Origin of the sequence: Litorimonas sp. RW-G-Af-16 (assembly GCF_048319245.1) — a bacterium.
Lineage (GTDB): Bacteria > Pseudomonadota > Alphaproteobacteria > Caulobacterales > Maricaulaceae > Litorimonas.
On sequence record NZ_CP166993.1, the window covers coordinates 1,695,937 to 1,718,462 of the forward strand.

Here is a 22,526-nt window from a genome sequence, read left to right on the forward strand (position 1 = left end):
AATCCTAATATTGCCGTTTTTTGCTGCCATCTCTCTATAGAAAGCGGTGCCAGCGTGCTATAGGGTCATAGACAGATGCGCCGCAACCCGCAATGCACAGATACGCGAAAGCGCTCGCAATGAGGAGAATTTAATGTCAGCGACCTTGGAACGCAATCGTCCCGATGACACAGCGCGAAAAACGAAGTCTGTCCTGCTGGCAGCTCCGCGCGGCTTCTGCGCAGGCGTTGATCGCGCGATTCAGATTGTTGAGAAATCCATCGAAGCTTACGGTGCTCCTGTCTATGTGCGACACGAAATCGTACATAACCGCCACGTCGTCGAGCGCTTGGTCGAATTGGGTGCGGTTTTTGTCGAGGAATTGGAAGAATGTCCCGATGATCGCCCTGTTGTATTTTCAGCGCACGGCGTCCCAAAATCTGTTCCAGCGGCGGCTCAAGCTCGCAATATGAATTATTTGGACGCCACATGTCCTCTGGTGTCAAAAGTCCATGTAGAGGCAGAAAAACACGCAGCTGCAGGGCATCATATCCTGCTGATCGGTCACACAGGCCATCCCGAAGTGATTGGCACAATGGGGCAACTCCCTGCGGGTACAATGACATTGATCGAGACCGAGGAAGACGCCCGCAATATCCAACCTTTAGATCCTGACAATCTCGCCCTTGTCACGCAAACCACCCTGTCGGTTGACGACACGGCGGAGATGATCGCCATTCTCAAATCACGGTTCCCGTCTATCGCCCTGCCCTATAAAGAAGACATTTGTTACGCGACAACAAATCGCCAAATGGCTGTCAAAGCGATTGCGGAGCGTTGCGATCTCATGCTCGTGCTGGGCTCTGTTGCCTCGTCTAATTCCAAACGACTCGTCGAAGTTGCGGCGAAAGCGGGCGCGAATGACGCCATGTTGATTAGCTCCCACGATCTCGATTGATTGGGCTAAGGTCGACGCCGCAGATGTAATCGGCCTCTCAGCAGGGGCAAGTGCGCCAGAATATTTAACCGACGGTGTCTTGGCCGCCCTGCGCTCGCGCTATGACGTGACGTGCGAGGAAGTTGAGGTGACGAAAGAGAAAGTGATCTTCCGCCTCCCACGTCAACTGACCTTGTTGCAAGATGCGGCGGAAGCCTAGCCCTCCCGCCGTGGCCACGAAACCGCGCAAAAAGAGAATCCCACCTGTGCCAGAGCTGCCCCCTGGCGCGCTAGACGGCGCACTCGTGATCTACACAGACGGCGCATGCTCAGGTAATCCTGGACCAGGTGGTTGGGGCGCGATCATGTATTTTGGCAATAAGACAAAAGAGCTAAAAGGCGGCGAGCGCGAGACAACCAATAACCGCATGGAAATGATGGCCGTTATCAAAGCACTCGAAGCAATTAAACCCAGCTACCAAGGCAAGGTTGTGATATTCACGGATAGCACTTACGTCCTCAAGGGGATCACGGAATGGATACATGGCTGGAAGAAGCGGGGCTGGAAAAAGGCTGATAAAAAACCCGTTGTCAATAAAGACCTATGGATACGCCTCGACGCACTCAATCAGAGCCGAGACATCACGTGGCAATGGGTCAAAGGCCACGCGGGCGACATCGGCAATGAACGCGCTGACGCGCTGGCGGGTGAAGGAATTCCGCGGGATAGGTGAGCGTGAAATACGCCGCAACCAGTAATGAATCAAAGCCTGAACAGGGAGCTTATTATGAAGAAAATTCTTTTCCTAATAGTTGTAGCTTTTTCTCAGCCGCATTTGGCTAATGCACAATCTTTTGAAAGTGACTCCGAAAAAATTATGTTAGTTGTTCAAACAACGGCTTGGACACACTCTTATGATTTGTCTGGCACAGGATCGGGCGGTTACGAAATCGTCAATTATTTCTTACTTGAAAATCAAAAAGCAGCCCTCTGCGCTTATGATGAGAGTGATCTTTTAGATCATGACACCGTTTTAGTAGATCCTGATTGTTGGGCGGATTGGCTGCAAGACGGTGAAAAAATTAAACTCATTTATACGGATGGAGAGACCGAGATCATCGAACCCAGTCAGATTATTGACGACCGCAGATCACGGATAGCCAACAAATAATGGCGGCTGTCCTACCCTGCAGGTTCCACCCAAAGCGTTGCGCCTTTTACTTCGACCACACGGAGTTCATCTCCAGCTTTGGCATTGCCAGTTTCCATCGCCGCACCCCATTCACTGTCGCCAACTTTCACGCGACCGCGTCCGATTTCAAAGTCAGAGACAGCTTTAACGCGCGCACCTACCATTGAACGGGCGCGGTCATTGAGATCGGATGGCTCGCCACTTTTGAACTTCGGCTTGAGGTAAAAATGCCCTGCGACCAGCAAAATCGTGGACAGTACGAAGAAGAGCAAGAATTGCATTTCCCAGCCGAGTGGCAGGATAAATACGACAACCGCCAAAATGAGCGCGGCCACAGCCGGCCATAGAATGTAGGTCGTGCCAGTGATCAATTCGAGCCCCAACAAGACAATACCAAGGATTGCCCAGCGCGTGGCGTTCATGCTGTCGAGCATTTGGATTAGAGCATTTGGTTCTGTGTCCATCTTGGCCCCCTATTTCTTCGCAGGTGTCTTACCGCCTGACTCCAATAACGCGCCTAAGCCGCCAACGGTCGCGGCCAGACCAGATAGCTCTGCTGGCACAATCACCGTCTTTTGGTTAGGGCTTTTCGCCAATTCGCCAAAGGCTTTTACATATTCTTGCGCGACAAAATAGTTCACGGCGTTGACGTCACCTTTGGCAATCGCGTCGCTCACCATACGTGTCGCTTCGGCCTCGGCTTGCGCCTCGCGTTCGCGGGCTTCGGCATCCAAGAAAGCGGCTTGCTTCCGGCCCTCGGCTTCGCGGATTGCCGCTTCTTTCTCGCCCTCAGCTTTGAGGATTGAGCTTTGCTTCATCCCTTCCGCGAGCAAAATGTCAGAGCGCTTTTCCCGTTCCGCCTTCATCTGCTTATTCATCGCTTGAGTAATGTCAGCAGGTGGGGACAGGTCTTTGATCTCAATACGCGTGACTTTCGTGCCCCATGTGTCTGTTGCTTGGTCAATCACCATAAGAAGTTTCGCGTTAATGACATCACGATTAGACAGCACTTCGTCGAGGTCCATTGAGCCCACAACCGTACGCACATTCGTCTGGCAGAGGTTCTGGATTGCGTTCTCAAGATTGCTGACTTCATAGGTCGACATTCGCGCGTCAATCACTTGGATAAAGACCACAGCGTCAGCTGTAACCATGACATTATCTTTGGTAATGACTTCTTGCGAGGGAATGTCGATCACACGTTCGCGCATATCGACTTTGTTAGATATGCGCTGATAAAAAGGAATAACGAAAGCCAGACCTGGCTTCAGCGTTTTGGAATAGCGGCCAAATTCTTCCAATGTCCATTCTGCACCCTGCGGCACGATCCGAATGGTTTTCATGATCACAAAAAGGATCAGCGCCACCAAGGCAATCGGAATGAAGTTGTCTAAGTTCATGTTAGTCCCCTTTAATGTGTGTCAGCCCTTTTGGGGCACCTACATATGATCCAGCATATAATCGGCCGAGCTAACTTTAAACTCGCCGCCATCTTCGACAAACACTTGCTCGACCACGCCGTCATTAACGACCATGGCGTAGCGTTGAGAGCGGCTGCCCATACCAAAACCTGTCGCGTCCAGTTGCAATCCTACTGCTTTGGCGAAATCGCCATTCCCGTCTGCGAGCATCATAATATCATCGCCAGCGTCTTGAGATTTACCCCAAGCATCCATGACGAAAACATCGTTGACCGATGTGCAAGCGATCTTATCGACACCTTTGGCGCGAAGCTCATCCGCGCGTTCTTTGAAGCCTGGCAAATGCTTGGCGGAACAAGTTGGCGTGAAGGCCCCTGGTACAGCAAATAATGCGACTTTTGAGCCTTTAAAGAGATCATCCGTGCTGACAGGCTGCGGCCCGTCTGGCCCCATTTGCATCAAGGTCGCACTCGGCATTTTGTCGCCAGTTTTAATTGCCATGGGTCTCTCCGATTCGGTCTGTCTTTGGTTTATTGTCTTTCAATATATGGGGCGTATGCGCGCCCTTGGCAAGATGTCGCGGTAAGCGGGTTGAATTTTTGGTAAATAACCTCACATTGCACACATGACTGATCATCCAACATATGCAGGCCATATCCTGCTCGCGACCCCTGATATGGGTGACCCCCGATTCACAAAATCTGTGATCTATATTTGCTCGCACGATGCTAAAGGCGCGATGGGCATCATGATCAATAAGAGCGAGAAAGGTTTGCACCTGTCCGAGCTTCTGGAAAAGATCGACATTGAAGGCGATTTGCGCGTGGCTGATAGTCCTGTCCTATCGGGCGGGCCCGTTGACATTGACCGCGGCTTCGTTCTGCACAGTCCTGATTATTTCATCCCTGATGTTAGCTCAGAACTATCTGACACGCTGTCTATGACGGCCACAAAAGATGTTCTGCGAGCACTCGTCAGCGACGATTCTCCTGACAAGGCCATGCTCGCCGTGGGCTATGCTGGCTGGAGCGCGGGGCAGTTGGAGTCGGAAATTATGCAGAATGCGTGGTTAGTGACTGAGGCGGATGAAGCTTTAATCTTCGAGTCCGATCTGGATGGGAAGTGGACGAAAGCTCTATCAGGCATGGGCATAAGCCCTGAAATGTTGTCCCGTAGCGGCGGACGCGCTTAAGGCTGTAATCTCTCCGAAAGGTAAGGTGCGCGGGCGAAAGATCATCGCTAAGGCGGGGTCATACTCTCACGGAAAAAACCTCATGCGACTTACCTTTTTATGTTCTCTCTCGCTTCTAGCTGCGATGATTGTCCCAAACTTCGCCCATGCGCAATATGCCCCGCGCGATGTTGAGCAGCTTCAAACGCGTGAAAAACCCAAGCGCGATGATCGCCCGAGCGGCCCTGTTACCGCCATCCGTCCAGGTGCGCTGCTGCTCGCGAGTTTTGATCAGAACGCAGATTACAGCGTCCATTTGGTGGAGTTTCGGGCGGGTCAAGCCGCAGCTTTTACAGCCGCAGATACCGATGATAGCGGGAGTTTAAACCTGTTTGAGCTAGAAGCGTGGCGCGTCAAATCCCTCGGCTCGCTCTCGGCCCCGCCAGGGAATTTTGCTTTTGACCGCAATATCGATCAGGTCATTACACGCGTAGAATTTGACGATGCCTTGCAGGAAATGTTTGATCGCGCTGATGATAATGATGACCAGATCGTTGAGTTTTCTGAGATGGTACGAGTGTTTTCCATGTCCCGTAACGGCCTTGAGGATCGCTCCGCTGAACGCGAGGTTCGGCCACAACGCGGCGAAGGGAGGCGTGGTGGACGGCGGATCGCGCCCTAATGGCTCGTTTGATCAGTCCGCGCTGAGCTTGGCGTAGATTAGGTGATCGCGCCACTCCCCGTTGATTTTTAAATAGCCTCGCGCTCGGCCTTCATAAGTAAAACCAACTGCCTCCAACACTTTGATGGAAGCCTCATTGTCTGGCTGCACAGCCGCTTCAACCCTGTGCAGACCGAGCTTCTCAAAGCAAAATGTCGTCGTTGATTTCACGGCGGCGCGAGCAAAACCTTGTCGCGCAAACCCCTCCCCGATCCAATAACCCAGCTTGGCCGACTGCGCCGACCCGCGTTCAATATGCGTGATATTGCAAGCTCCAATCAACACATCTGTCCCCGCTCGAAACACATGAAAGGGATAGGCCGTATCTTTCGCGACCCATTTTTTCAGGCGGTTAAGGCGGGCTTTATAAAGGTTGCGGGATAAATGCGCGTCCGTCCATTCTGGCTCCCACGGCATGAGATAATCTTGGTTGCGTGCGCGTAGATCTGCCCAGGCCTCATAATCTGCCCAGTTGGGATGGCGCAAGACAATCGCCCCACCAGCGGCCTGCGCTGTTAGGACTGTGTGTGTCCCCGGCGCCCTCATCGCTTCACGCCCAACCGTCCAGCACGGAAATGGATCAACAAATAAAAAATGATCAGCAGCCCCGCAAAGATAAACCATGTCCACATATAATCGCGGTGATTATTAGGAATATCAGGACGGAGGGGCGGAAGGTCTGTATCAATCTCGATTTTATGCTCATCCAGCCAAATTTCCATGCGGGTATTGTCGTCCGCCCAAAGGTCATTTTGGTTAAATGCAAACCAGCGATTAGTCTTGGGGTCAGGCTGCGCCTTTATGGTCTTTCCAAATCCTGAAGCCGCCTCTGGCGCTAGGCGGACATAGCCAGAGGACGCGCCGTCGGTATAAATAGCAGGGTCTAGGCGTTTGGTTGCAACTTCGGTTTCGCTCACACGCACAACCGTGCCCACATAGACCCGCACACCAGAATTCATCATGCGCATAAAGGCTCGCCACGCCAGCCCCCCTGCGCAGGATCGTAAACGTAATACCCATCGGCCCCAGCGACCATCTGTGTTTCAAACGCATAACGGCGAAAGTCGACGGGATCTCCCGCTTCCATTGCCACAACAACATCTGAAAGGCTCTTAAAGGCAGGCGCATCTGCAGCGGCTTCAACACTCGCCAGTAAGTCTGTCTTCCATTCCAGACGGTCTTTCTGCCAAAAGCCGAGCTTGAGCAGAAGCGCCAAGCCTAGAACGGCAAAGACAGTGAGCCACGGCATAGGTTTGAATGACAGCTTCATGAGTTTATTGTTTCATGTCTTTCGCAGGAACTTCACGCGCATTGCGGCGCCAAGCCGTGTTAAACATCACCCCGCGTAGCTTCCGCAATAAAAAGAGGCAGAGACCAATGATGACTGGCCCCCAGATCAGAAGCTCTAGCCACATCGGCACACCTGTCACCATTTGAAAAGCGATGGCCATCGGGATAATCACAATCAAGACGGCAAACATGGCAAAGAAAGCTGGCCCGTCGCCCGCGTCTTCATCTCGGAAATCCGTGCCGCAGGCCTCGCATTCCTCTTGGAATTTCAGGAAACCCTTGAACAGATTGCCTTCACCACAGGCAGGGCACCGACTCCCGAAGGCCAGTTTGAACGGGAGAGAGGCGACGCCGACGCGCCACGGTCAAACCTCGCCCTTACGGGGCGAGAATGACATAGACAAAGGCGAACAAGAATAGCCAGACGACATCAACGAAGTGCCAATACCAAGCCGCTGCTTCGAGGCCGAAATGCTTTTCTGGCTTCATACCGCCGCGCATCACCCGCGCCCAACAGACGAGCAAGAAGATCGCACCGATCAGAACGTGTAGACCATGGAAGCCGGTCGCGAGGAAGAAGGCCGAGCCGAACGAGTCTGTTGAAAGCCAAGGATAACCCTCTTCGCGGCCGTGAAATAACTCCATATATTCATAGGCTTGAACACCGATGAAGAAGAAGCCGAGCGCAACCGTCAGGCCCAAACCCCACTTGGCGCCTTTACGGTCACCGTGGATCAAGGCGTGATGCCCCCACGTCACAGTACAGCCAGACAGTAACAGGATCAGCGTGTTCATTAGCGGCAAATGCCACGGATCTACGGCTTTAATACCTGGCGCCATAGAGTCAGCATAGGCTGAGGCATTTTCCAGAATGTCTTGGTTCCAGCCAGCCCGCATTTTATGGAACAGACCAATTTCGAAAAACATCCAGAACCAACCGACGAAGAACATCGCTTCTTGCATGATAAACATGATCATGCCGTAGCGCAGGCCAATATCAACGACAGGTGTATGATCGCCCGCAGCCGACTCACGCGCCACATCGCGCCACCAACCAAACATCACATAGGCCGCAAAAAAGACTCCCAAGACCAAAATGATCCAACCGCCAGATGCGCCTTCTTTACCTTGGATTGTGTCCAAACCTTTGGCAAAGAAAAACTCCATCATGGGACTTTCGCCCGTGCGAGGAACGAGACCTGCAAAAAACGACACCATGCCAAGGCCCCAGATAAGGGCGGCTAGGCCAGAAAGGAAAGGCCACGGGCTAGGTGGAATGAGGTGATAGTCGTGTTCGACGGCGTGTCCGGCCATGATATTCGTCCCTTTTGTCGCGATCCCGCCATTATGTCAGCGAGATTCTGCGCATATATGTGTGCGGTATAACCAAGCAGACCCTCGCCCGCAATATCGGTTTTCCTAGTTTAAAGTCTCAACACCGCTAGAAGCAGCTTTTTTTGTGGCATCAGTCTGATTTCCACTCTCAAAGAATGTGTAGCTCAGGGTAATTTCTTTGACGTCTGATAAGCGGTCATCATCATTGAGTTGTGGGTCAACAAAGAACAAGACAGGCAGTGGCATTTCCTGCCCCGGTTGCAATGTCACCTCTTCGAAACAAAAGCAGTCAGTCTTGATGAAAAACGGCGCCGCTTTGATCGGTGTGACGTTGAAGTTTGCGATACCCGTGATTGGCACAGGGCTCGTGTTTTTAGCAGTGTAATATGCCAGTCCCGAGGCGCCGAGATTGACCGTCATATCGCGTTGATCAGGAATAAATTTCCATGGCAACCCGCTGGCGGTATTGGAGTCGAATTTCACAACGACTGTCCGGTCGATCACTTCTGAGAGGTTTTCTTCCGCAACGCGCGTCGTGCCAGCGTAGCCGGTTACTTTGCAGAACGTGTCATAGAGCGGGTCAGACGCAAAGCCGAGGCCGAGCATGCCAATGGCGACGCCCGTCAAAATCTTCAGAGTCTTGGTGTTCGATCCCATGCCTGACGTCCTTTCTCTAGCCTGTGTCCAGTTTATCCGCGCAAAACCATTGTTACGAATATAAAAATCATAAAGGTCAGAAGCCCGACTGCCAATGCGATATTGCGCCGCGAGCGGGCTTTTAACTCGGCGGGTGTTGGCTCAACAAAATTAGTGGGTGTGTCGCGATATTCTCTCATGCGCCAAATCCTTTCAACAATCCCTCAGCCGCCAATACGCCGAATAGCGCGAAGAGGTATAAGATAGAGTAGAAAAACAAATTGCGGGCTGCGCGGTCACCTTGCGTCACGGCATAAAGCGAAGCCTCGTCGAGCCGCGTCTTTTTTCTCGCCTGCGCGCGATTTCCAGACTTTGAACGCCAACGCCAAGAAGCCTAGATTTAACAGGACTGCAGCCACGGCATAAAGCGTGCCGCCCATACCCGTGGCGATCGGCGCGAGTGTCACAGCGGTCAAAATCACGCTATAGATCATAATTTGCAGACGGGTCGATTTAGGCCCCGCGACATTCGGCATCATAGGAATACCGACCTTGCCGTAATCCCCAGCCTTATAAAGCGCGAGTGCCCAAAAATGCGGGGGCGTCCACATGAAGGTGATCATGAACAGCAAAACACTATCGAGCGTGATAGACCCTGTGACTGCGGCGTAGCCGATCATAGGCGGGAACGCACCCGCTGCGCCGCCAATCACGATATTTTGCGGCGTGCTACGCTTTAGCCACATCGTGTAGATCACAAGATAAAAGAAAATTGTGAACGCGAGAAGTCCAGCCGCCACGAGATTGGATGCAATATAGAGCATCCAGACGGAGGCGATACTCACTGCCAAACCGAAACCAAGCGCGGCCCGAGGGGCCATTTTGCCTTGGGGAATGGGGCGCTTCTTGGTGCGGCTCATTTGTGCGTCAATATCGGCGTCATACCACATGTTCAGAGCGCCAGAGGCTCCTGCCCCTGCGGCAATGCAAATGATTGAGGCAATCGCGCTCCAAAGCGGCAAACTCCCTGGCGCGAGGACCAGTCCCGCCCAAGCTGTAAAGACGACAAGGCTCATAACGCGGGGCTTCATGAGCGCAAAATAATCGCGCGGTTCAGCCAGTGACAAACCCGACGCTGGCGCTAGGCCAGACGTGTTGAAGGCCGCATCAATCGATACGGCCTCCCCTAATGTGTTATGAGACGAAGAGGTCACTTAGTGCTTTTCTGTCTCCTCAATACGCGGCAGCGTATTGAAAATGTGGAAAGGGGGTGGGCTTGGCAATGTCCACTCCAATGTCGTCGCGCCCTCGCCCCAGTAATTGTCTTCGGCCTTGCGGCGGACAATGAAGGCTTCCAGCAGCATCAGGAAGAAGAAAGCCACACCTGCGAGGGTGATATAGGCACCAAAGGACGACACTTCGTTCCAGAATGTAAACGCTTCAGGATAATCCACATAACGACGCGGCATACCGTTCAGGCCCAAGAAATGTTGTGGGAAGAAGATCACGTTCACGCCGATAAAGAATAGCCAGAAATGAGCGGCGGCAAGCCACTTATTATACAGCACGCCAAACATTTTACCGAACCAGTAGTAGAAGCCACAGAAGATACCAAATACGGCGCCCATAGACAGCACGTAATGGAAGTGAGCCACGACATAGTAAGTATCATGTAGGTAAGTATCGACACCCGCATTGGCGAGCATCACGCCTGTCACACCACCGACAACAAAAAGGAAGATAAACGCAATCGCCCACTGCATCGGGATAGAGTAACGGATCGACCCGCCCCACATCGTCGCGAGCCATGAGAAGATTTTAACCCCTGTTGGCACGGCAATAATCATTGTCGCCGCCAAGAAATAAGCCTTCAAATTCACGTCCATGCCGACTGTATACATGTGGTGAGCCCACACGACGAAGCCAACAACGCCAATCGCGACCATGGCATAGGCCATACCGAGATAACCGAAGATCGGCTTTCTGGAGAAGGTTGAGATCACGTGAGAGACAATACCAAAGGCCGGCAGGATCATGATGTAAACTTCAGGGTGACCGAAGAACCAGAATAGATGCTGGAACATTTGCGGGTCGCCACCGCGAGCAGGGTCAAAGAAGCCTGTGCCGCCGTCAATACGGTCTGTGAACAACATGAACAAGGCCGCTGCAAGAACAGGAAGCGCAAGGAGCAGCAGGAATGCTGTGACCAAGACTGACCACGCAAACAAAGGCATTTTATGCATTGTCATGCCAGGCGCACGCATGTTCAGGATTGTCGTAATGAAGTTAATCGCACCAAAGATGGACGAGAAACCCGCCGCCAATAGGCCGATAATAATGAAGTCAAATGACGGCCCTGGTGAGCCAGTCGTCGAGAGCGGTGGATACATCACCCAACTACCCCCAAAGCCATCGCCTTCTGCCGCTCCAGGCACAAAGAAACTGATCAAAAGACAGATCAAAGCTGTAGGCAGAAGCCAGAATGAGAGGTTGTTCATGCGCGGGAACGCCATATCAGGCGCACCAATCATAATCGGCACAAACCAGTTACCAAAGCCCCCAATAAGGGCCGGCATGACCATAAAGAAGATCATGATCAAACCATGCATCGACACGAAAACAAGGTATTGATGCTCGCTTGAAAAGAATTGAATACCGGGCGCGGCCAGCTCCATCCGCATCATAAATGAGAGGAAACCACCGATCAGGCCGGAAATAATACCAAAGATCAGGTAAAGCGTGCCGATGTCTTTATGGTTGGTCGAATAGAACCAACGCGCAAAGAAGCCGGGCTTGTCATCATGCGCATCACCTGCGCCGTAACCACCTGTGCTGTCAGGAATAGCAACCATTATATCGTCCTCTACTTCTGAGCTGCAGTAATCACACCGCCGCCCATATTATTAGATGTTGGTGCGTCAAGGCTGGCAGTTTGCGTTGTGAATTCGCCGTCATTGGCGATCCACTGTGCAAATTCTGCTTTACTCACGGCTTTGACTTCGATCGGCATGAAGTAATGCTTCGCACCGCAAATTTCTGAACACTGTCCGTAGAACGTGCCTTCTTTTGTGACTTCGAACCAAGTCTCGTTGATGATGCCTGGAACTGCGTCCATTTTCACGCCAAAGCTCGGCATCGCCCAGCTATGCATATTATTCACAGATGTCACGAGAACTTTGATCTTGGTATCGACTGGCACAACGAGCGCGGCGTCTGTCGCGAGAAGATATGGCACGCCAGCTTCTTTCGCCGCCGTTTGGTCGAGCGGATTAGACACAAAGCTATCGACATTTTCGTAGTCGGGATAAGAATATTCCCAGTTCCACGTATTCCCGACGGCCTTCACTGTCATTTCTGTCTCTGGCAAGCGGTCCTGCATATACAGTAGCTGCATACTCGGCACGACCATGACAAGGAGGATTAGCACGGGCACAATCGTCCAGACGACTTCAATCATTGTATTGTGCGAGGTCTTGGACGGCACAGGGTTCGCTTTTTCGCGGAAACGGATCATGATGTAGAGTAACAACACGGTCACGAATGCGACAATGCCGCAAATGATGTAGAACACCAGATTGTGAACACGAGTCAGTTCATCCATCACAGGTGTGGCTGAATCTTGCAGCCAATACCCTTTTTCGACAGGTTTACCGAGGGAATCTTGCGCCATCACGGACGCGCTCATAAGGAGGGACGCAGCTGCGCCTCCGACCAATGAGCCAATATTAGGGCGTTTGAAACGCATGAAAGCCTCTTTAATTTCTCTTCGCGCACGTCTGCGGCGAATGTTGCGTGGTCTATATATGGCGACGCCCCAACAAAACAGGGGTGTTTTGCGGCGCGGATTGTCGCATTGTTGCTTCCAAAGGAAGACTCTAGCGGTTGTTTATCCTGCTAAAACCCCTAGATAAAGCCTTCAATTATAAAAAGTGTCACTTATGTCCGATTTTGTCTTCCAAGATAGCGCTCTTACGGCGGAAGCCGCTCAGTCCCACGTTGATTCGGCCTTGAACGGGGCGGATGACGGGGAATTATTCGTGGAACGCAGCGCATCTGAGTCGCTGACCCTTGACGACGGACGACTAAAGTCTGCCAATTTCGATACGACTCGCGGATTTGGCCTGAGATGTGTGGCGGGCGAAACGTCTGGATTTGCACAAGGCACGGAAATGACGCCCGAAGCGCTCGCGCGCGCGGTCGATGCAGTCTCCCTCGCCAAGGCTGGCCACAACGCCACTGTCGCCCTGCCTCCGCAGCGCACGAATACGAAGCTTTATCCCGATATTGATCCCGTCAGCGATCCGGGCTTTGGCGTCAAAGTCGAATTGTTGCAGGAAATCGATGCCTATTGCCGCGCGCTCGATAGCAGCGTGGTGCAGGTCACTGCGACCCTGTCTGGCTCCCGTCGCGCGATTGCGATCCTGAAAGCGGGCGGTGAGCGCTATGACGATATTCGCCCCCTCGTGCGCCTGAACATTCAAATCACAGCAGAAAAAGATGGTCGCCGCGAGAGCGGTTATGCGGGTGCGGGCGGACGTCGCGCTTATGATGATTATATCAGCCCTGATTTCTGGAAGCCCCTCGCCCAAGAAGCCCTGCGTCAAGCGCAAGTGAACCTCGACAGTGTCCCTGCGCCAGCTGGCATGATGGACGTTGTCCTCGGCCCGGGTTGGCCCGGTGTCTTGCTACACGAAGCGATGGGCCACGGCCTTGAAGGTGATTTCATCCGCAAAGGCATGAGCGCATTTGCAGGCAAGCTGGGGCAACGTGTGGCGGCGCCAGGGGTAACAGTCGTCGATGACGGCACGATTGCAGGCCGCCGCGGTTCGCTGACGATTGATGATGAAGGCACGCCGACCAGCTGCACCACACTGATCGAAGACGGTATTCTCGTTGGCTTTATGCAAGACCGCCTCAATGCGCGGCTGATGGGCGAAACTCCAACAGGCAATGGTCGCCGCGAAAGCTACGCCCATGCGCCGATGCCGCGCATGACCAACACTTACATGCGTAGCGGCAATGATGATCCCGCTGAAATTCTCGCAGGGCTAAAAGACGGCATTTACGCGACGAACTTTGGCGGCGGACAAGTTGACATCACCAACGGCAAATTCGTCTTCCAGTGCACCGAAGCCTACCGCGTGCGCAACGGTAAACCCGAGGAAGCCCTCAAGGGCGTCACTTTGATCGGGGACGGCCCAACTGTGCTGACCCAAGTCAAGCGTATCGGCAATGATAGCGAACTAGACCCTGGGATCGGCGTGTGCGGCAAGGCTGGCCAAGGCGTCCCAGTGGGCGTGGGTCAACCGACGCTCTATGTCGAGAACCTGACCGTGGGCGGCAGCGCTGTTTAACCCTGCCGCAAAGCCGACTCGCCAAGCCTGATTTCATCCGCTATGACTTTCCGTTCATGAATGGAGGAAATCACACATGGTAATCAATATGATGGATATGATCTTGCAAGCGGCGGGCGGTCAAGCGCCTCAGCAAGTCGGTCAGCAATTTGGTCTGGATCAAAATCAATCTCAGAGCGCAATCGCAGCGCTTCTACCCGCGCTATCATCTGCGCTAAAACAAAATACATCCAGCCCGCAAGGCCTCGCAGGGCTTCTCGGTGCGCTGCAAAATGGGCAGCACGACCAGTATCTTGATAATCCACAACAGCTCGGTGCGCCTGCTGCTGTCAATGAAGGCAATGCTATTCTCGGTCATTTATTTGGGTCCAAAGATGTTAGCCGCGCGGTCGCTGGCAAAGCGGCGGAGCAAACAGGTATTGGCGCAGATGTCCTGAAAAAAATGCTGCCAATGGTCGCGATGATGGCGATGGGTAGCCTGTCCAAACAAACACGCGGACAAGCACAACAAGGCGGCGGGATGCAAGCCATGCTCGGCCAAATGGCGATGCAACAGCTTATGGGCGGCAAACAATCAGGTGGCCTCGGCGGTATCTTGCGCGGGATAACAGGTGGTAATGCCCGTGCGGCGAAACAGCAATCAGCGACACATCAGCAAGGCCTCGGTATGATAGGCAAAATGCTCGACGCAGATGGCGACGGTAGCACAATGGACGACATCCTCGGCATGGTCATGAACTCCCGCCGCTAAGATAAGCCCAAATCAAATACAAAAAAGCCCGCTCAAACGAGCGGGCTTTTTTATTGGGGTTTTGAGCATTGGAACGCCCTATGGCTTAGGGTCACCTGTTGGAGACATACGCTCCCCAACCATATTATCACCGTCCATAGTTAGATCACCGCCCTCTTTGGCGTAGTAAGCGGCCATGTCTGCCTCAAGTGTATCTAGGTGCATCATCCGCTTAATCAGAGGAGACACAATAATGAGGCCGACACCGACAGCGACACCAAGCCAGCCAACTTTCGAGTAAACTTCCAACACTTGTGCTTCGCCGCCATCTCCCGCTGCCGTCAACTTCGCGATTTGTGCAGCTGCAAAGTTACCCGCACCTGACGCCAAGAACCAAGCGCCCATGACGAGGCCTACCATCTTAGGCACAGATAATCGTGTCATCGCTGACAACCCTACGGGCGACAAGCAAAGCTCGCCAGTTGTATGCAAAAGATAGATGAGGAAGATAAACAAGACGGGTGTCATGTTAACGCCCGCTGCATTTGCGCCCCAGACCAAAACTAGGAAACCTAGGCCAAGTTGTATTAAGCCGAGGCCGAACTTCGCAGGGGCTGACGGATCAAGACCCTTTTTACCTAGCCAGACCCATAGCGCCGCAAAAAGCGGGCCAAGGACAATGATATACATGGCATTGAGTGACTGGAAAACTGACGCAACAACTTCTTGCCCCAAGAATGTTCGGTCAACTTCACGATCTGTATAAAGATTGAGTGAAGACCCTGCTTGTTCAAATAATGCCCAGAACAACACTTGGACAGAAATCAAGAGCAAGGCCGCGAGGATGCGGTTTCGCGGATGCGGCGGCAAGGTTATGACTGACCGTGCCACGATGTAAATATAGATCGCTGCCATGGAGAAATACAGAAGCGGTTGCACGAGACCTTGATTGCTAATGAGGCACCAAATAACCGCAACGCCCAGCAGCGTTGAGAGATAAATTACCCATTCCGTTGAGAGACCTGCAAACTGTTTTTTTGCGAGCAAAGTGGGATTTGGACTTTCGCCTGCTCCGTTCAGAAGCGGCTTGCCCCACACGAATACAATCAGTCCTGCCAGCATACCAATGCCTGCGACACCAAAACCGTATTTCCAGCCATAAGTTTCGCCCAAATAGCCAGAGATCAAGGCCCCTGCAAAAGCGCCTAGGTTGATCCCAACATAAAAAAGTGTGAACGCCCCGTCACGCCTTTCGTCAGTTTTCTCATATAACTCGCCGACAATAGCCGAAATATTTGCCTTCAAAAAGCCAACACCTGCAATGATGAGCGCGAGGGAAAGATAGAAAACATTCATGATTGTGCCGTCACGATCAGCCGCGCTGAGGACAGGTTCACCCTCAATCGCCATGCCAGCATGCCCTAAGACAAGCAAAATAGCACCTACGAGAACCGCTTTTCTTTGGCCTAAGAATTGATCGGCTAACATACCGCCAATCACAGGTGTGATATAAACGAGTGTCGTGTAAGCTCCATAAATTCCGTAAGCCTGTGTATCAGAGAACAGGAAATGCTTTGTGAGATACAAAATCAACAAAGCGCGCATACCGTAATAAGAAAAACGCTCCCACATCTCTGCGAAGAAAAGGACGTAAAGGCCCTTCGGGTGGTTGCGCATTTGGTATAGCGCGACCGCCACACCGACCAATGCGATGGCTGACAGAATTAAATAAAACATAAAACTCCCCTTAGAGCATTTTTAGAATTTTCGCTGTCTTGGCATAAACCGAATGGCCGTGCAAATTTATTGCCCTTTTATAAAGACTTTTCGCAGTAATGTGGGTTGAGCTTGGGGATTGGGTTCTTTAGCGACAGGATAAATCACGCGCATTTCGGTTTTATGCGCGATAATCGGGATTGAGATTGCCACACGTTTCACAGTTATTGCGAAGCTTCATACAGAGTAGCTGCTGCTGGCTCTTGCTGTTGTGTGCTGGCCTATCAACATCCGCCTTGGCTCAAACCGAGGCGATCAATAAGAGCTATACTGTTGCAGATTTTTCCGACTTTCAGCCACAAAACGCCGCAGATATGATTTCGCGCATTCCTGGCTTTACAATCCAAGGGTCAGAAGGCGGCGCGCGCGGATTTGGACAGGCGAGCTTGAATATCCTGATTAATGGGCGGCGGCCATCGTCAAAGTCGCTGGGCGCCAATGCTATTCTGTCGCGAATCACGGCCTCGAATGTGAAGCGCATTGATATTCTGGACGGGGCGTCTCTCGATATTCCCGGCCTCTCAGGTCAAGTGGCGAACATCATCACGAATGACGTGAAACTCAGCGGCAGTTGGGAATATGGCGCGCGCTTTGAACAAGGCACAGAACCACAACTTCGCGAGGGCAAAGTCTCGCTCTCGGGCGAACGCGACAACCTCGCTTTCGTCGCCAGTTTTGGGGCGGAGCAGTTCACTTTTACCGAAGAAGGCGAGGAACAATTTTTTGACGGTAGCGGTGGCCTGACCGAAGATCGTATTGAAGGCAATTATTATAGCACGGAGCGTCCGTTCGCGAACCTCAACCTGTCTTGGACTCCGCGCATTGATCACGTGGCGAACCTCAATCTCGCGGGAGAATTAAAAAATATTCGCAGCGGGTCGCGCGAGCAGTTTACAGCCGTCACAAATGAAGGCCTCACGGGCGGTAGCGAAGCGAGCAATGGTGAAGATGAATATAATTATGAAATCGGGGCTGATTACGCCTTCCCCGCCTTTGACGGCACATTAAAAATCATCGGGCTTTACCGCTTTGAAAATTCTGACAATAATTCTTTATTTTACTTCGCAGAAGATAACCAAATTCCAACGCGCCAGACGTTTGACCGCGTGGATGATGAAAGCGAAACTATCCTGCGCGCAGAATACAGTTTCGCCCCCGCGCCCAATCATGATCTGCAATTTGCCCTAGAGGGCGCACTAAATGTGCTTGATAGCGAAAGCCTGTTCACGGCCACGGGGCAAGTGGATGAACCTGACGCTGTGCGCGTCGAAGAAGACCGTGCGGAGACTAATCTGACCCATAGTTGGGCCTTATCTGACGCCCTAAATGTGCAAAGCTCCATTGGCGTTGAATACTCCAAACTAGACGTGATTAAAGACGGGCGGACCTCGCGTGATTTCGTGCGTCCCAAAGGCTTTATCTCGGCCAGCTACGCCGTCAACCCGACCTATACATGGCAGGCCAAAGTTGAACGGCAGGTCGGGCAGTTGGATTTCGGGCTCGCTGTATCAACGGTTAGCTTGGTTGATGACATTGCCAATACAGGCAATCGGAACATTGTGCCGACTCAAAGCTGGAACGCAGAGTTGGAGTTGCAGCGCAAGGATGACACCCAACTATCGGGGTCCGTCAAAGCCTTCGTAGAATTTATCGAAGACCCTATTGACCGTATCCGCTTCCGCGACGGCAGCGAGGGGCCAGGCAATATTGACGGCGCCACGGTTTACGGGATCGAGGCCAATGGTACGCTATTGCTAGATAATGCTGGGCTAGCGGGTGGCCGACTGACATTTGAGGGTGGCCTCGCGCACTCGCGCATTGACGATCCCCTGACGGGCGAAACCCGCCAGATCAACGATACAACGACGCTATTTTACGAAGTTGAATTACGTCAAGATATTCCCGACACGTCCTACGCATGGTTCGTGGAAGCGGAATTTGATGAAGAATCAATATTCTACCGTCTCGATCAAACTTTGGACTATGGTCGCGACCGTCCAGAAATTGAGGCAGGTATCGAACTCAAAGATGTTTTCGGCATGCGCCTGTCCGTGCAAGTTGAGAATATATTGAACTGGCGTCTGGAACAGGAACGCTTGATTTACTCGCCCGACCGTCTCGGTAGCCTCGCGCAACGTCAGTTTTACAGCCGCAATCGTGGCCGTCGGCTTAGCATCGAACTGTCCGATACATTTTAACTAGTAAATGCAGTCCGTATAGGCGCGCATGACGTCGCCGCCCCACTCACCCTTAAACTTTGCAATCAAACGATCCGCATTGCTTTGACCATCTGCGACCATGCGGTCGAGGTCTTGCAAGAAGACCGTCTCGCTCTCGCCGTGGGCATTTAGATTCGCACGGGCTTTTAGCCCTGCGCGGGAAATTTCCAGAACACGCTTGGCAATATCATTGGCTGTCCCATTACGGAAAGGCGCCTGCAAACCATGTTTCGGTATTGCCAGACGCAGATCAAACCGCTCCATTTCGTCCCAATCTTTGACCAGATCCCAAGCTGCATCCAGCGCAGTTTGATCATAGAGCAGACCGACCCAAAAGGCTGGCAAGGCACATAACTCGCCCCACGGCCCCGTATCCGCGCCGCGCATTTCCAGAAATTGCTTGAGGCGCACTTCAGGGAAGATCGTCGATAGGTGATCATCGAAATCAGACATAGTCGCGACTTGTCCTGGCACCACATCCAACTTGCCCGCCATGAAATCTTTGAAATTCTTGCCAGACGCATCCAGATATTGCCCGTCGCGATAGACAAAATACATCGGCACATTCAGCGCATAATCGATATATTGCTCGAACCCAAAGCCTTCATCAAAAACGAAAGGCAACATGCCCGTGCGGTCATCATCCGTATCCAGCCACACACGCGAGCGATAGGATTTATAGCCGTTGAGCTGCCCCTCCATAAAAGGAGAATTGGCAAAGAGCGCAGTGGCTATCGGCTGCAAAGCAAGGCTTACACGGAATTTTTTGACCATGTCAGCCTCAGAACTGAAGTCTAAATTTGTTTGAACTGTACATGTGCGAAACATCATTTCACGCCCATGTGTGCCGACTTTTTGCATATAATCGCGCATAATTTTATAACGGCCCTTGGGCATAATCGGCACGTCTTCGAGCTTTGTATCAGGGCGGAAACCGAGCGAGAGAAAACCCGCGCCAATCTCGTTTGCAACCTCTTTCACTTCGCGCAAATGGCGAGAGACTTCGGCGCAGGTCTGGTGGATCGTTTCAATCGGGGCGCCAGATAATTCAAGCTGCCCACCTGGCTCTAACGACACAGAAGCGCCGTCGCGTTTCAGGGCGACAAGGTAGTTGTTTTCAACCACAGGCTCCCACTCAAACCGCTGCAAGCCTTCGAGCATGGCCTTGATCGAACACGGCCCGTCATAAGGAAGCGGTTTGTTCTTAGCTTTGCAGAACCCAATTTTTTCATGCTCAGTCCCGATCCGCCAGGCAGATTTAGGCTTAGAGCCTTTGTCCAAATGCGCGATCAGTTGCGCCTTGCTCTTAATTGTTGGCGAGGCATCATTGCTAAGTTTCTGGCTCATAATTCTATCCGCTTGTGTAATGGCGGCATAATCGGAAGCGCCACGCGGGACAAGGAAAAGGTCGTCACAAAATCGAGATCAGTTGAGAACTTTATCCTTGGTATAAAGGTTCAGTATCTTTGTGTAACTCTGCGGGAAGACACGTTGGATAAAGCTGGCGATTTTCGCGTCTGCGCCAACGATAATTCTAAGCTTCCTGCGCGCTGCACCCTCTAAGATAGTCCGAGCGGCTTTGTCTGCTGTCGTAATCGCAAGCGTGTCGAATTCGGCGTCCATTTCTTCGCGGGTTTTTCCGGTATTGGGCATGTAATCCACCTCTGCATTGCGCGCGATATTCGTGGCAACTCCACCTGGATGGACGGAGCAAACGCCTACCCCGTAATCAGCCATTTCTAGCGCCAGAGTCTCTGTAAAACCTCGCACCGCGAATTTTGACGCACAGTAATGGGTCTGCCCTTTATAGCCGATCAGCCCGAAAAGACTGCTGATGTTTACAACGGTGCCTTTGGTTTCGATCAGTTGATCCAAGAATCCCTTGGTCATCCGCACCACGCCCCAGTAATTCACATCGAGAATTGTCTCCATAGATGCAAGCGGTGTGTTCTTAAATTCACCGACACGCGTCAGCCCAGCGACATTGAACACAAAGTCCGCTGGCCCCAGCTCTGCCAAAACATGCGCGGGGTAAGCTGCTATCGCTGCGGCATCGCTCACATCCAAATGGCTGAGGTTAACCTCGGTTTGCCCTAACATGGCGCGCGTCTCATCTAGCCCATCCATATTGACATCTGACAAAGCTAGCTTTGCGCCAAGCCCCGCCAGTTCAACCGCCAACGCGCGCCCGATGCCAGAAGCTGCCCCTGTGATCACGCAGACTTTGTCTTGAAATGTCTCTGACTTCATTCTGCGGCCTCACTCACTTTTGCGCTTTCAAAAACTAAAGCCCCATCATCGATCGGGTCTTGCATGAAGCTGACTTGGTCATGCTTGTAATCCTGCACATTTAGCCACGGCATGCGGTCACCTTGCTTTGGCAATTTATCCATCACTCGCATCAGATAACCTGCTTGAAAGTCAACCCACGGACGTTGCTCCATGTCCACTGGTGCTATCGGCGTGACGCGCGCTGCGCCCGTCTGCTTCATATGAGACAGCAAACGCACCATGAACCGCGAGATTAAATCGGCCCGCAAAGTCCAACTCGCATTGGTGTAACCAAAGACAGAAATAAAGTTCGGCACGTCGGAAAACATCATACCTTTATAGCCAAATGTATTAGCAATATCGATGGCCTCTCCGTCAACAGACGCATTTATATCGCCGACGAAGACCACGTTCAGCCCGGTCGCTGTCACTATAATATCAGCGTCTAATTTTGTGCCTGATACCAATGAGATACCAGCATCCGTAAATCGTTCGATATGATCTGTGACGACACTGGCCCGACCATCTTTGATAGCTTCAAATAAATCCGCGTCGGGGATCATGCATACCCGCTGATCCCACGGATTATAGCTGGGGTTGAAATGGGTATCGACGGGATAGTCTTTGCCCAGAGCTTTGAGCGTCTTCTTGCGAAACCAGTCCCGTGCTTTTTGTGGGTCTTTCTGGGCACGATCATACATCATGCGGCTGATTTTGATGTTCTTCGCACGGTTAAGTTTGAACGCCAACTTGGCCGGCAGGAGTGTGTTCAAGATCTTTCCGACATAGTCTTTGCTCGGCAGGCTGGCGACATAGCTGGGTGAGCGTTGGAGCATCGTCACGTGCGCAGCGCTCTCTGCCAGCTTTGGCACCAGTGTCACCGCCGTCGCGCCCGACCCGATCACGACCACGCGCTTGTTCGCATAGTCCAAATCATCTGGCCATTGCTGCGGATGAACAATCTGCCCTTTGAAATCATCCCTACCTGCAAATTCTGGCGTGTAGCCCTCAGCATAGCTGTAATAGCCAGCGCAGGAGGTGATAAATCGCGTGCGAAGCTCGCGCCTCTCCCCGTCAGTTTCTATCTGCAATGTCCAAAGATTTGTTTGGCTGTCAAAATCGGCTGCCATGACTTTTGAGTTGAATTGGATCATCTCCGTCACACCAAATTCGTCAGCGGTATCGCGCACATATTGGCGGATTGACGGGCCGTCTGCGAGGAAATCATCTCCGACCCAAGGACGAAAGTCATAGCCGAGCGTGAGCATGTCAGAATCGCTACGAATACCGGGATAGCGGAACAAGTCCCATGTCCCGCCAATGGCGTCCCGCGCTTCGATCACGGCCAGTTTGCCGTCTGGAAGCGCTGTGCGGTAGCGACAGGCGGCCCCGACACCCGAGAGCCCCGCCCCAATTACGACCATGTCAAAAATTTCGCTCATGTCCCATCTGTGACATAGCGGGCGAGATTGTCAAAGTGACGAATGTGACCA

22 protein-coding genes and 2 pseudogenes are annotated in these 22,526 nt (G+C 52.4%); 8 read left to right on the forward strand and 16 right to left on the reverse strand.

What is annotated here, in order from left to right; all coding sequences use genetic code 11:
* Positions 1-133 precede the first annotated feature (133 nt).
* From ispH to AB8615_RS08390, 3 genes and pseudogenes are all read left to right on the forward strand, one after another.
* Positions 134-1,136: pseudogene (gene ispH, locus AB8615_RS08380) on the forward strand (4-hydroxy-3-methylbut-2-enyl diphosphate reductase).
* Between the two features lie 46 nt (positions 1,137-1,182).
* A complete protein-coding gene (gene rnhA / locus AB8615_RS08385) occupies positions 1,183-1,650 on the forward strand; it encodes a ribonuclease HI (protein WP_409434086.1) in 468 nt (155 codons plus the stop codon).
* Between the two features lie 54 nt (positions 1,651-1,704).
* Positions 1,705-2,088, forward strand: coding sequence for a hypothetical protein (locus AB8615_RS08390; RefSeq protein WP_409432159.1), 384 nt, complete (start codon positions 1,705-1,707; stop codon positions 2,086-2,088).
* An 11-nt stretch (positions 2,089-2,099) separates the two neighbouring features.
* Here AB8615_RS08390 and AB8615_RS08395 read toward each other — a convergent pair whose 3' ends face one another.
* From AB8615_RS08395 to AB8615_RS08405, 3 genes are read right to left on the reverse strand one after another with little or no spacing between them, the layout of a single operon-like run.
* Positions 2,100-2,573 carry an NfeD family protein gene (locus tag AB8615_RS08395; protein ID WP_409432160.1) on the reverse strand — a complete coding sequence of 158 codons (474 nt, stop codon included), beginning with the start codon at positions 2,571-2,573 and terminating at the stop codon, positions 2,100-2,102.
* A gap of 9 nt (positions 2,574-2,582) precedes the next feature.
* Entirely contained in the window at positions 2,583-3,509 is a 927-nt protein-coding gene (locus AB8615_RS08400) for an SPFH domain-containing protein (protein ID WP_409432161.1), read from the reverse strand.
* A 39-nt stretch (positions 3,510-3,548) separates the two neighbouring features.
* Positions 3,549-4,031 (reverse strand): peroxiredoxin, encoded by a 483-nt coding sequence (locus tag AB8615_RS08405; RefSeq protein ID WP_409432162.1) that lies wholly within the window; start codon positions 4,029-4,031, stop codon positions 3,549-3,551.
* A gap of 124 nt (positions 4,032-4,155) precedes the next feature.
* Between AB8615_RS08405 and AB8615_RS08410 the strand changes: the two genes are divergently transcribed.
* Entirely contained in the window at positions 4,156-4,722 is a 567-nt protein-coding gene (locus AB8615_RS08410; RefSeq protein ID WP_409432163.1) for a YqgE/AlgH family protein, read from the forward strand.
* Positions 4,723-4,804: 82 nt separating this feature from the next.
* Entirely contained in the window at positions 4,805-5,383 is a 579-nt protein-coding gene (locus AB8615_RS08415) for a hypothetical protein (RefSeq protein ID WP_409432164.1), read from the forward strand.
* Between the two features lie 12 nt (positions 5,384-5,395).
* On the opposite strand, the gene AB8615_RS08420 is transcribed toward AB8615_RS08415, so the two are convergent.
* From AB8615_RS08420 to coxB, 9 genes and pseudogenes are all read right to left on the reverse strand, one after another.
* Positions 5,396-5,968 carry a GNAT family N-acetyltransferase gene (locus tag AB8615_RS08420; protein WP_409432165.1) on the reverse strand — a complete coding sequence of 191 codons (573 nt, stop codon included), beginning with the start codon at positions 5,966-5,968 and terminating at the stop codon, positions 5,396-5,398.
* Positions 5,965-6,390: a hypothetical protein gene (locus tag AB8615_RS08425; protein ID WP_418152177.1), complete on the reverse strand. Its 426-nt coding sequence runs from the start codon at positions 6,388-6,390 to the stop codon at positions 5,965-5,967. The genes AB8615_RS08420 and AB8615_RS08425 overlap by 4 nt, the downstream gene beginning before the upstream one ends.
* Positions 6,381-6,692, reverse strand: coding sequence for an SURF1 family cytochrome oxidase biogenesis protein (locus AB8615_RS08430; protein WP_418152179.1), 312 nt, complete (start codon positions 6,690-6,692; stop codon positions 6,381-6,383). The genes AB8615_RS08425 and AB8615_RS08430 overlap by 10 nt, the downstream gene beginning before the upstream one ends.
* A gap of 4 nt (positions 6,693-6,696) precedes the next feature.
* Positions 6,697-7,041, reverse strand: a complete 345-nt coding sequence (locus AB8615_RS08435; RefSeq protein ID WP_418153076.1) for a DUF983 domain-containing protein — start codon at positions 7,039-7,041, stop codon at positions 6,697-6,699.
* 49 nt (positions 7,042-7,090) lie between these two features.
* Positions 7,091-8,026, reverse strand: coding sequence for a cytochrome c oxidase subunit 3 (locus tag AB8615_RS08440; RefSeq protein ID WP_409432168.1), 936 nt, complete (start codon positions 8,024-8,026; stop codon positions 7,091-7,093).
* Positions 8,027-8,131: 105 nt separating this feature from the next.
* The gene (locus tag AB8615_RS08445; RefSeq protein WP_409432169.1) at positions 8,132-8,704 is read right to left on the reverse strand and encodes a cytochrome c oxidase assembly protein; all 573 of its coding nucleotides are present in this window, start codon (positions 8,702-8,704) and stop codon (positions 8,132-8,134) included.
* Positions 8,705-8,879: 175 nt separating this feature from the next.
* Positions 8,880-9,855: pseudogene (gene cyoE, locus AB8615_RS08450) on the reverse strand (heme o synthase).
* 42 nt (positions 9,856-9,897) lie between these two features.
* Positions 9,898-11,535: a cytochrome c oxidase subunit I gene (ctaD, locus tag AB8615_RS08455; protein WP_409432171.1), complete on the reverse strand. Its 1,638-nt coding sequence runs from the start codon at positions 11,533-11,535 to the stop codon at positions 9,898-9,900.
* A gap of 11 nt (positions 11,536-11,546) precedes the next feature.
* Positions 11,547-12,428 carry a cytochrome c oxidase subunit II gene (coxB, locus tag AB8615_RS08460; RefSeq protein ID WP_409432172.1) on the reverse strand — a complete coding sequence of 294 codons (882 nt, stop codon included), beginning with the start codon at positions 12,426-12,428 and terminating at the stop codon, positions 11,547-11,549.
* 193 nt (positions 12,429-12,621) lie between these two features.
* On the opposite strand from coxB, the gene AB8615_RS08465 reads away from it, so the two are divergent.
* Positions 12,622-14,037 (forward strand): TldD/PmbA family protein, encoded by a 1,416-nt coding sequence (locus AB8615_RS08465; protein WP_409432173.1) that lies wholly within the window; start codon positions 12,622-12,624, stop codon positions 14,035-14,037.
* Positions 14,038-14,113: 76 nt separating this feature from the next.
* Positions 14,114-14,788: a DUF937 domain-containing protein gene (locus tag AB8615_RS08470; RefSeq protein WP_409432174.1), complete on the forward strand. Its 675-nt coding sequence runs from the start codon at positions 14,114-14,116 to the stop codon at positions 14,786-14,788.
* Between the two features lie 78 nt (positions 14,789-14,866).
* On the opposite strand, the gene AB8615_RS08475 is transcribed toward AB8615_RS08470, so the two are convergent.
* On the reverse strand, positions 14,867-16,444 hold the full coding sequence (locus AB8615_RS08475) for a peptide MFS transporter (protein ID WP_409434088.1): 1,578 nt from the start codon (positions 16,442-16,444) through the stop codon (positions 14,867-14,869).
* A gap of 335 nt (positions 16,445-16,779) precedes the next feature.
* Here AB8615_RS08475 and AB8615_RS08480 point away from each other — a divergent pair, with 335 nt between their 5' ends.
* Positions 16,780-18,741 carry a TonB-dependent receptor plug domain-containing protein gene (locus AB8615_RS08480; RefSeq protein WP_409432175.1) on the forward strand — a complete coding sequence of 654 codons (1,962 nt, stop codon included), beginning with the start codon at positions 16,780-16,782 and terminating at the stop codon, positions 18,739-18,741.
* Here AB8615_RS08480 and AB8615_RS08485 read toward each other — a convergent pair whose 3' ends face one another.
* The 3 genes from AB8615_RS08485 to AB8615_RS08495 all read right to left on the reverse strand — a co-directional run bounded on the left by AB8615_RS08485 (position 18,742) and on the right by AB8615_RS08495 (position 22,475).
* The gene (locus AB8615_RS08485; protein WP_418152183.1) at positions 18,742-20,109 is read right to left on the reverse strand and encodes a glutamate--cysteine ligase; all 1,368 of its coding nucleotides are present in this window, start codon (positions 20,107-20,109) and stop codon (positions 18,742-18,744) included.
* 78 nt (positions 20,110-20,187) lie between these two features.
* Positions 20,188-21,012, reverse strand: coding sequence for an SDR family NAD(P)-dependent oxidoreductase (locus AB8615_RS08490; protein ID WP_409432177.1), 825 nt, complete (start codon positions 21,010-21,012; stop codon positions 20,188-20,190).
* Entirely contained in the window at positions 21,009-22,475 is a 1,467-nt protein-coding gene (locus AB8615_RS08495) for a flavin-containing monooxygenase (RefSeq protein ID WP_409432178.1), read from the reverse strand. The genes AB8615_RS08490 and AB8615_RS08495 overlap by 4 nt, the downstream gene beginning before the upstream one ends.
* Positions 22,476-22,526: the final 51 nt, after the last annotated feature.

What these genes read in the sequence shown, in the direction of transcription:
- AB8615_RS08390 (WP_409432159.1), top strand. Translation starts at nt 1,705, where the DNA reads ATGAAGAAAATTCTTTTCCTAATAGTTGTAGCTTTTTCTCAGCCGCAT.
- AB8615_RS08395 (WP_409432160.1), bottom strand. Translation starts at nt 2,573, where the DNA reads ATGGACACAGAACCAAATGCTCTAATCCAAATGCTCGACAGCATGAAC.
- AB8615_RS08400 (WP_409432161.1), bottom strand. Translation starts at nt 3,509, where the DNA reads ATGAACTTAGACAACTTCATTCCGATTGCCTTGGTGGCGCTGATCCTT.
- AB8615_RS08405 (WP_409432162.1), bottom strand. Translation starts at nt 4,031, where the DNA reads ATGGCAATTAAAACTGGCGACAAAATGCCGAGTGCGACCTTGATGCAA.
- AB8615_RS08410 (WP_409432163.1), top strand. Translation starts at nt 4,156, where the DNA reads ATGACTGATCATCCAACATATGCAGGCCATATCCTGCTCGCGACCCCT.
- AB8615_RS08415 (WP_409432164.1), top strand. Translation starts at nt 4,805, where the DNA reads ATGCGACTTACCTTTTTATGTTCTCTCTCGCTTCTAGCTGCGATGATT.
- AB8615_RS08420 (WP_409432165.1), bottom strand. Translation starts at nt 5,968, where the DNA reads ATGAGGGCGCCGGGGACACACACAGTCCTAACAGCGCAGGCCGCTGGT.
- AB8615_RS08425 (WP_418152177.1), bottom strand. Translation starts at nt 6,390, where the DNA reads ATGCGCATGATGAATTCTGGTGTGCGGGTCTATGTGGGCACGGTTGTG.
- AB8615_RS08430 (WP_418152179.1), bottom strand. Translation starts at nt 6,692, where the DNA reads ATGAAGCTGTCATTCAAACCTATGCCGTGGCTCACTGTCTTTGCCGTT.
- AB8615_RS08440 (WP_409432168.1), bottom strand. Translation starts at nt 8,026, where the DNA reads ATGGCCGGACACGCCGTCGAACACGACTATCACCTCATTCCACCTAGC.
- AB8615_RS08445 (WP_409432169.1), bottom strand. Translation starts at nt 8,704, where the DNA reads ATGGGATCGAACACCAAGACTCTGAAGATTTTGACGGGCGTCGCCATT.
- ctaD (WP_409432171.1), bottom strand. Translation starts at nt 11,535, where the DNA reads ATGGTTGCTATTCCTGACAGCACAGGTGGTTACGGCGCAGGTGATGCG.
- coxB (WP_409432172.1), bottom strand. Translation starts at nt 12,428, where the DNA reads ATGCGTTTCAAACGCCCTAATATTGGCTCATTGGTCGGAGGCGCAGCT.
- AB8615_RS08465 (WP_409432173.1), top strand. Translation starts at nt 12,622, where the DNA reads ATGTCCGATTTTGTCTTCCAAGATAGCGCTCTTACGGCGGAAGCCGCT.
- AB8615_RS08470 (WP_409432174.1), top strand. Translation starts at nt 14,114, where the DNA reads ATGGTAATCAATATGATGGATATGATCTTGCAAGCGGCGGGCGGTCAA.
- AB8615_RS08475 (WP_409434088.1), bottom strand. Translation starts at nt 16,444, where the DNA reads ATGCGCAACCACCCGAAGGGCCTTTACGTCCTTTTCTTCGCAGAGATG.
- AB8615_RS08485 (WP_418152183.1), bottom strand. Translation starts at nt 20,109, where the DNA reads ATGAGCCAGAAACTTAGCAATGATGCCTCGCCAACAATTAAGAGCAAG.
- AB8615_RS08490 (WP_409432177.1), bottom strand. Translation starts at nt 21,012, where the DNA reads ATGAAGTCAGAGACATTTCAAGACAAAGTCTGCGTGATCACAGGGGCA.
- AB8615_RS08495 (WP_409432178.1), bottom strand. Translation starts at nt 22,475, where the DNA reads ATGAGCGAAATTTTTGACATGGTCGTAATTGGGGCGGGGCTCTCGGGT.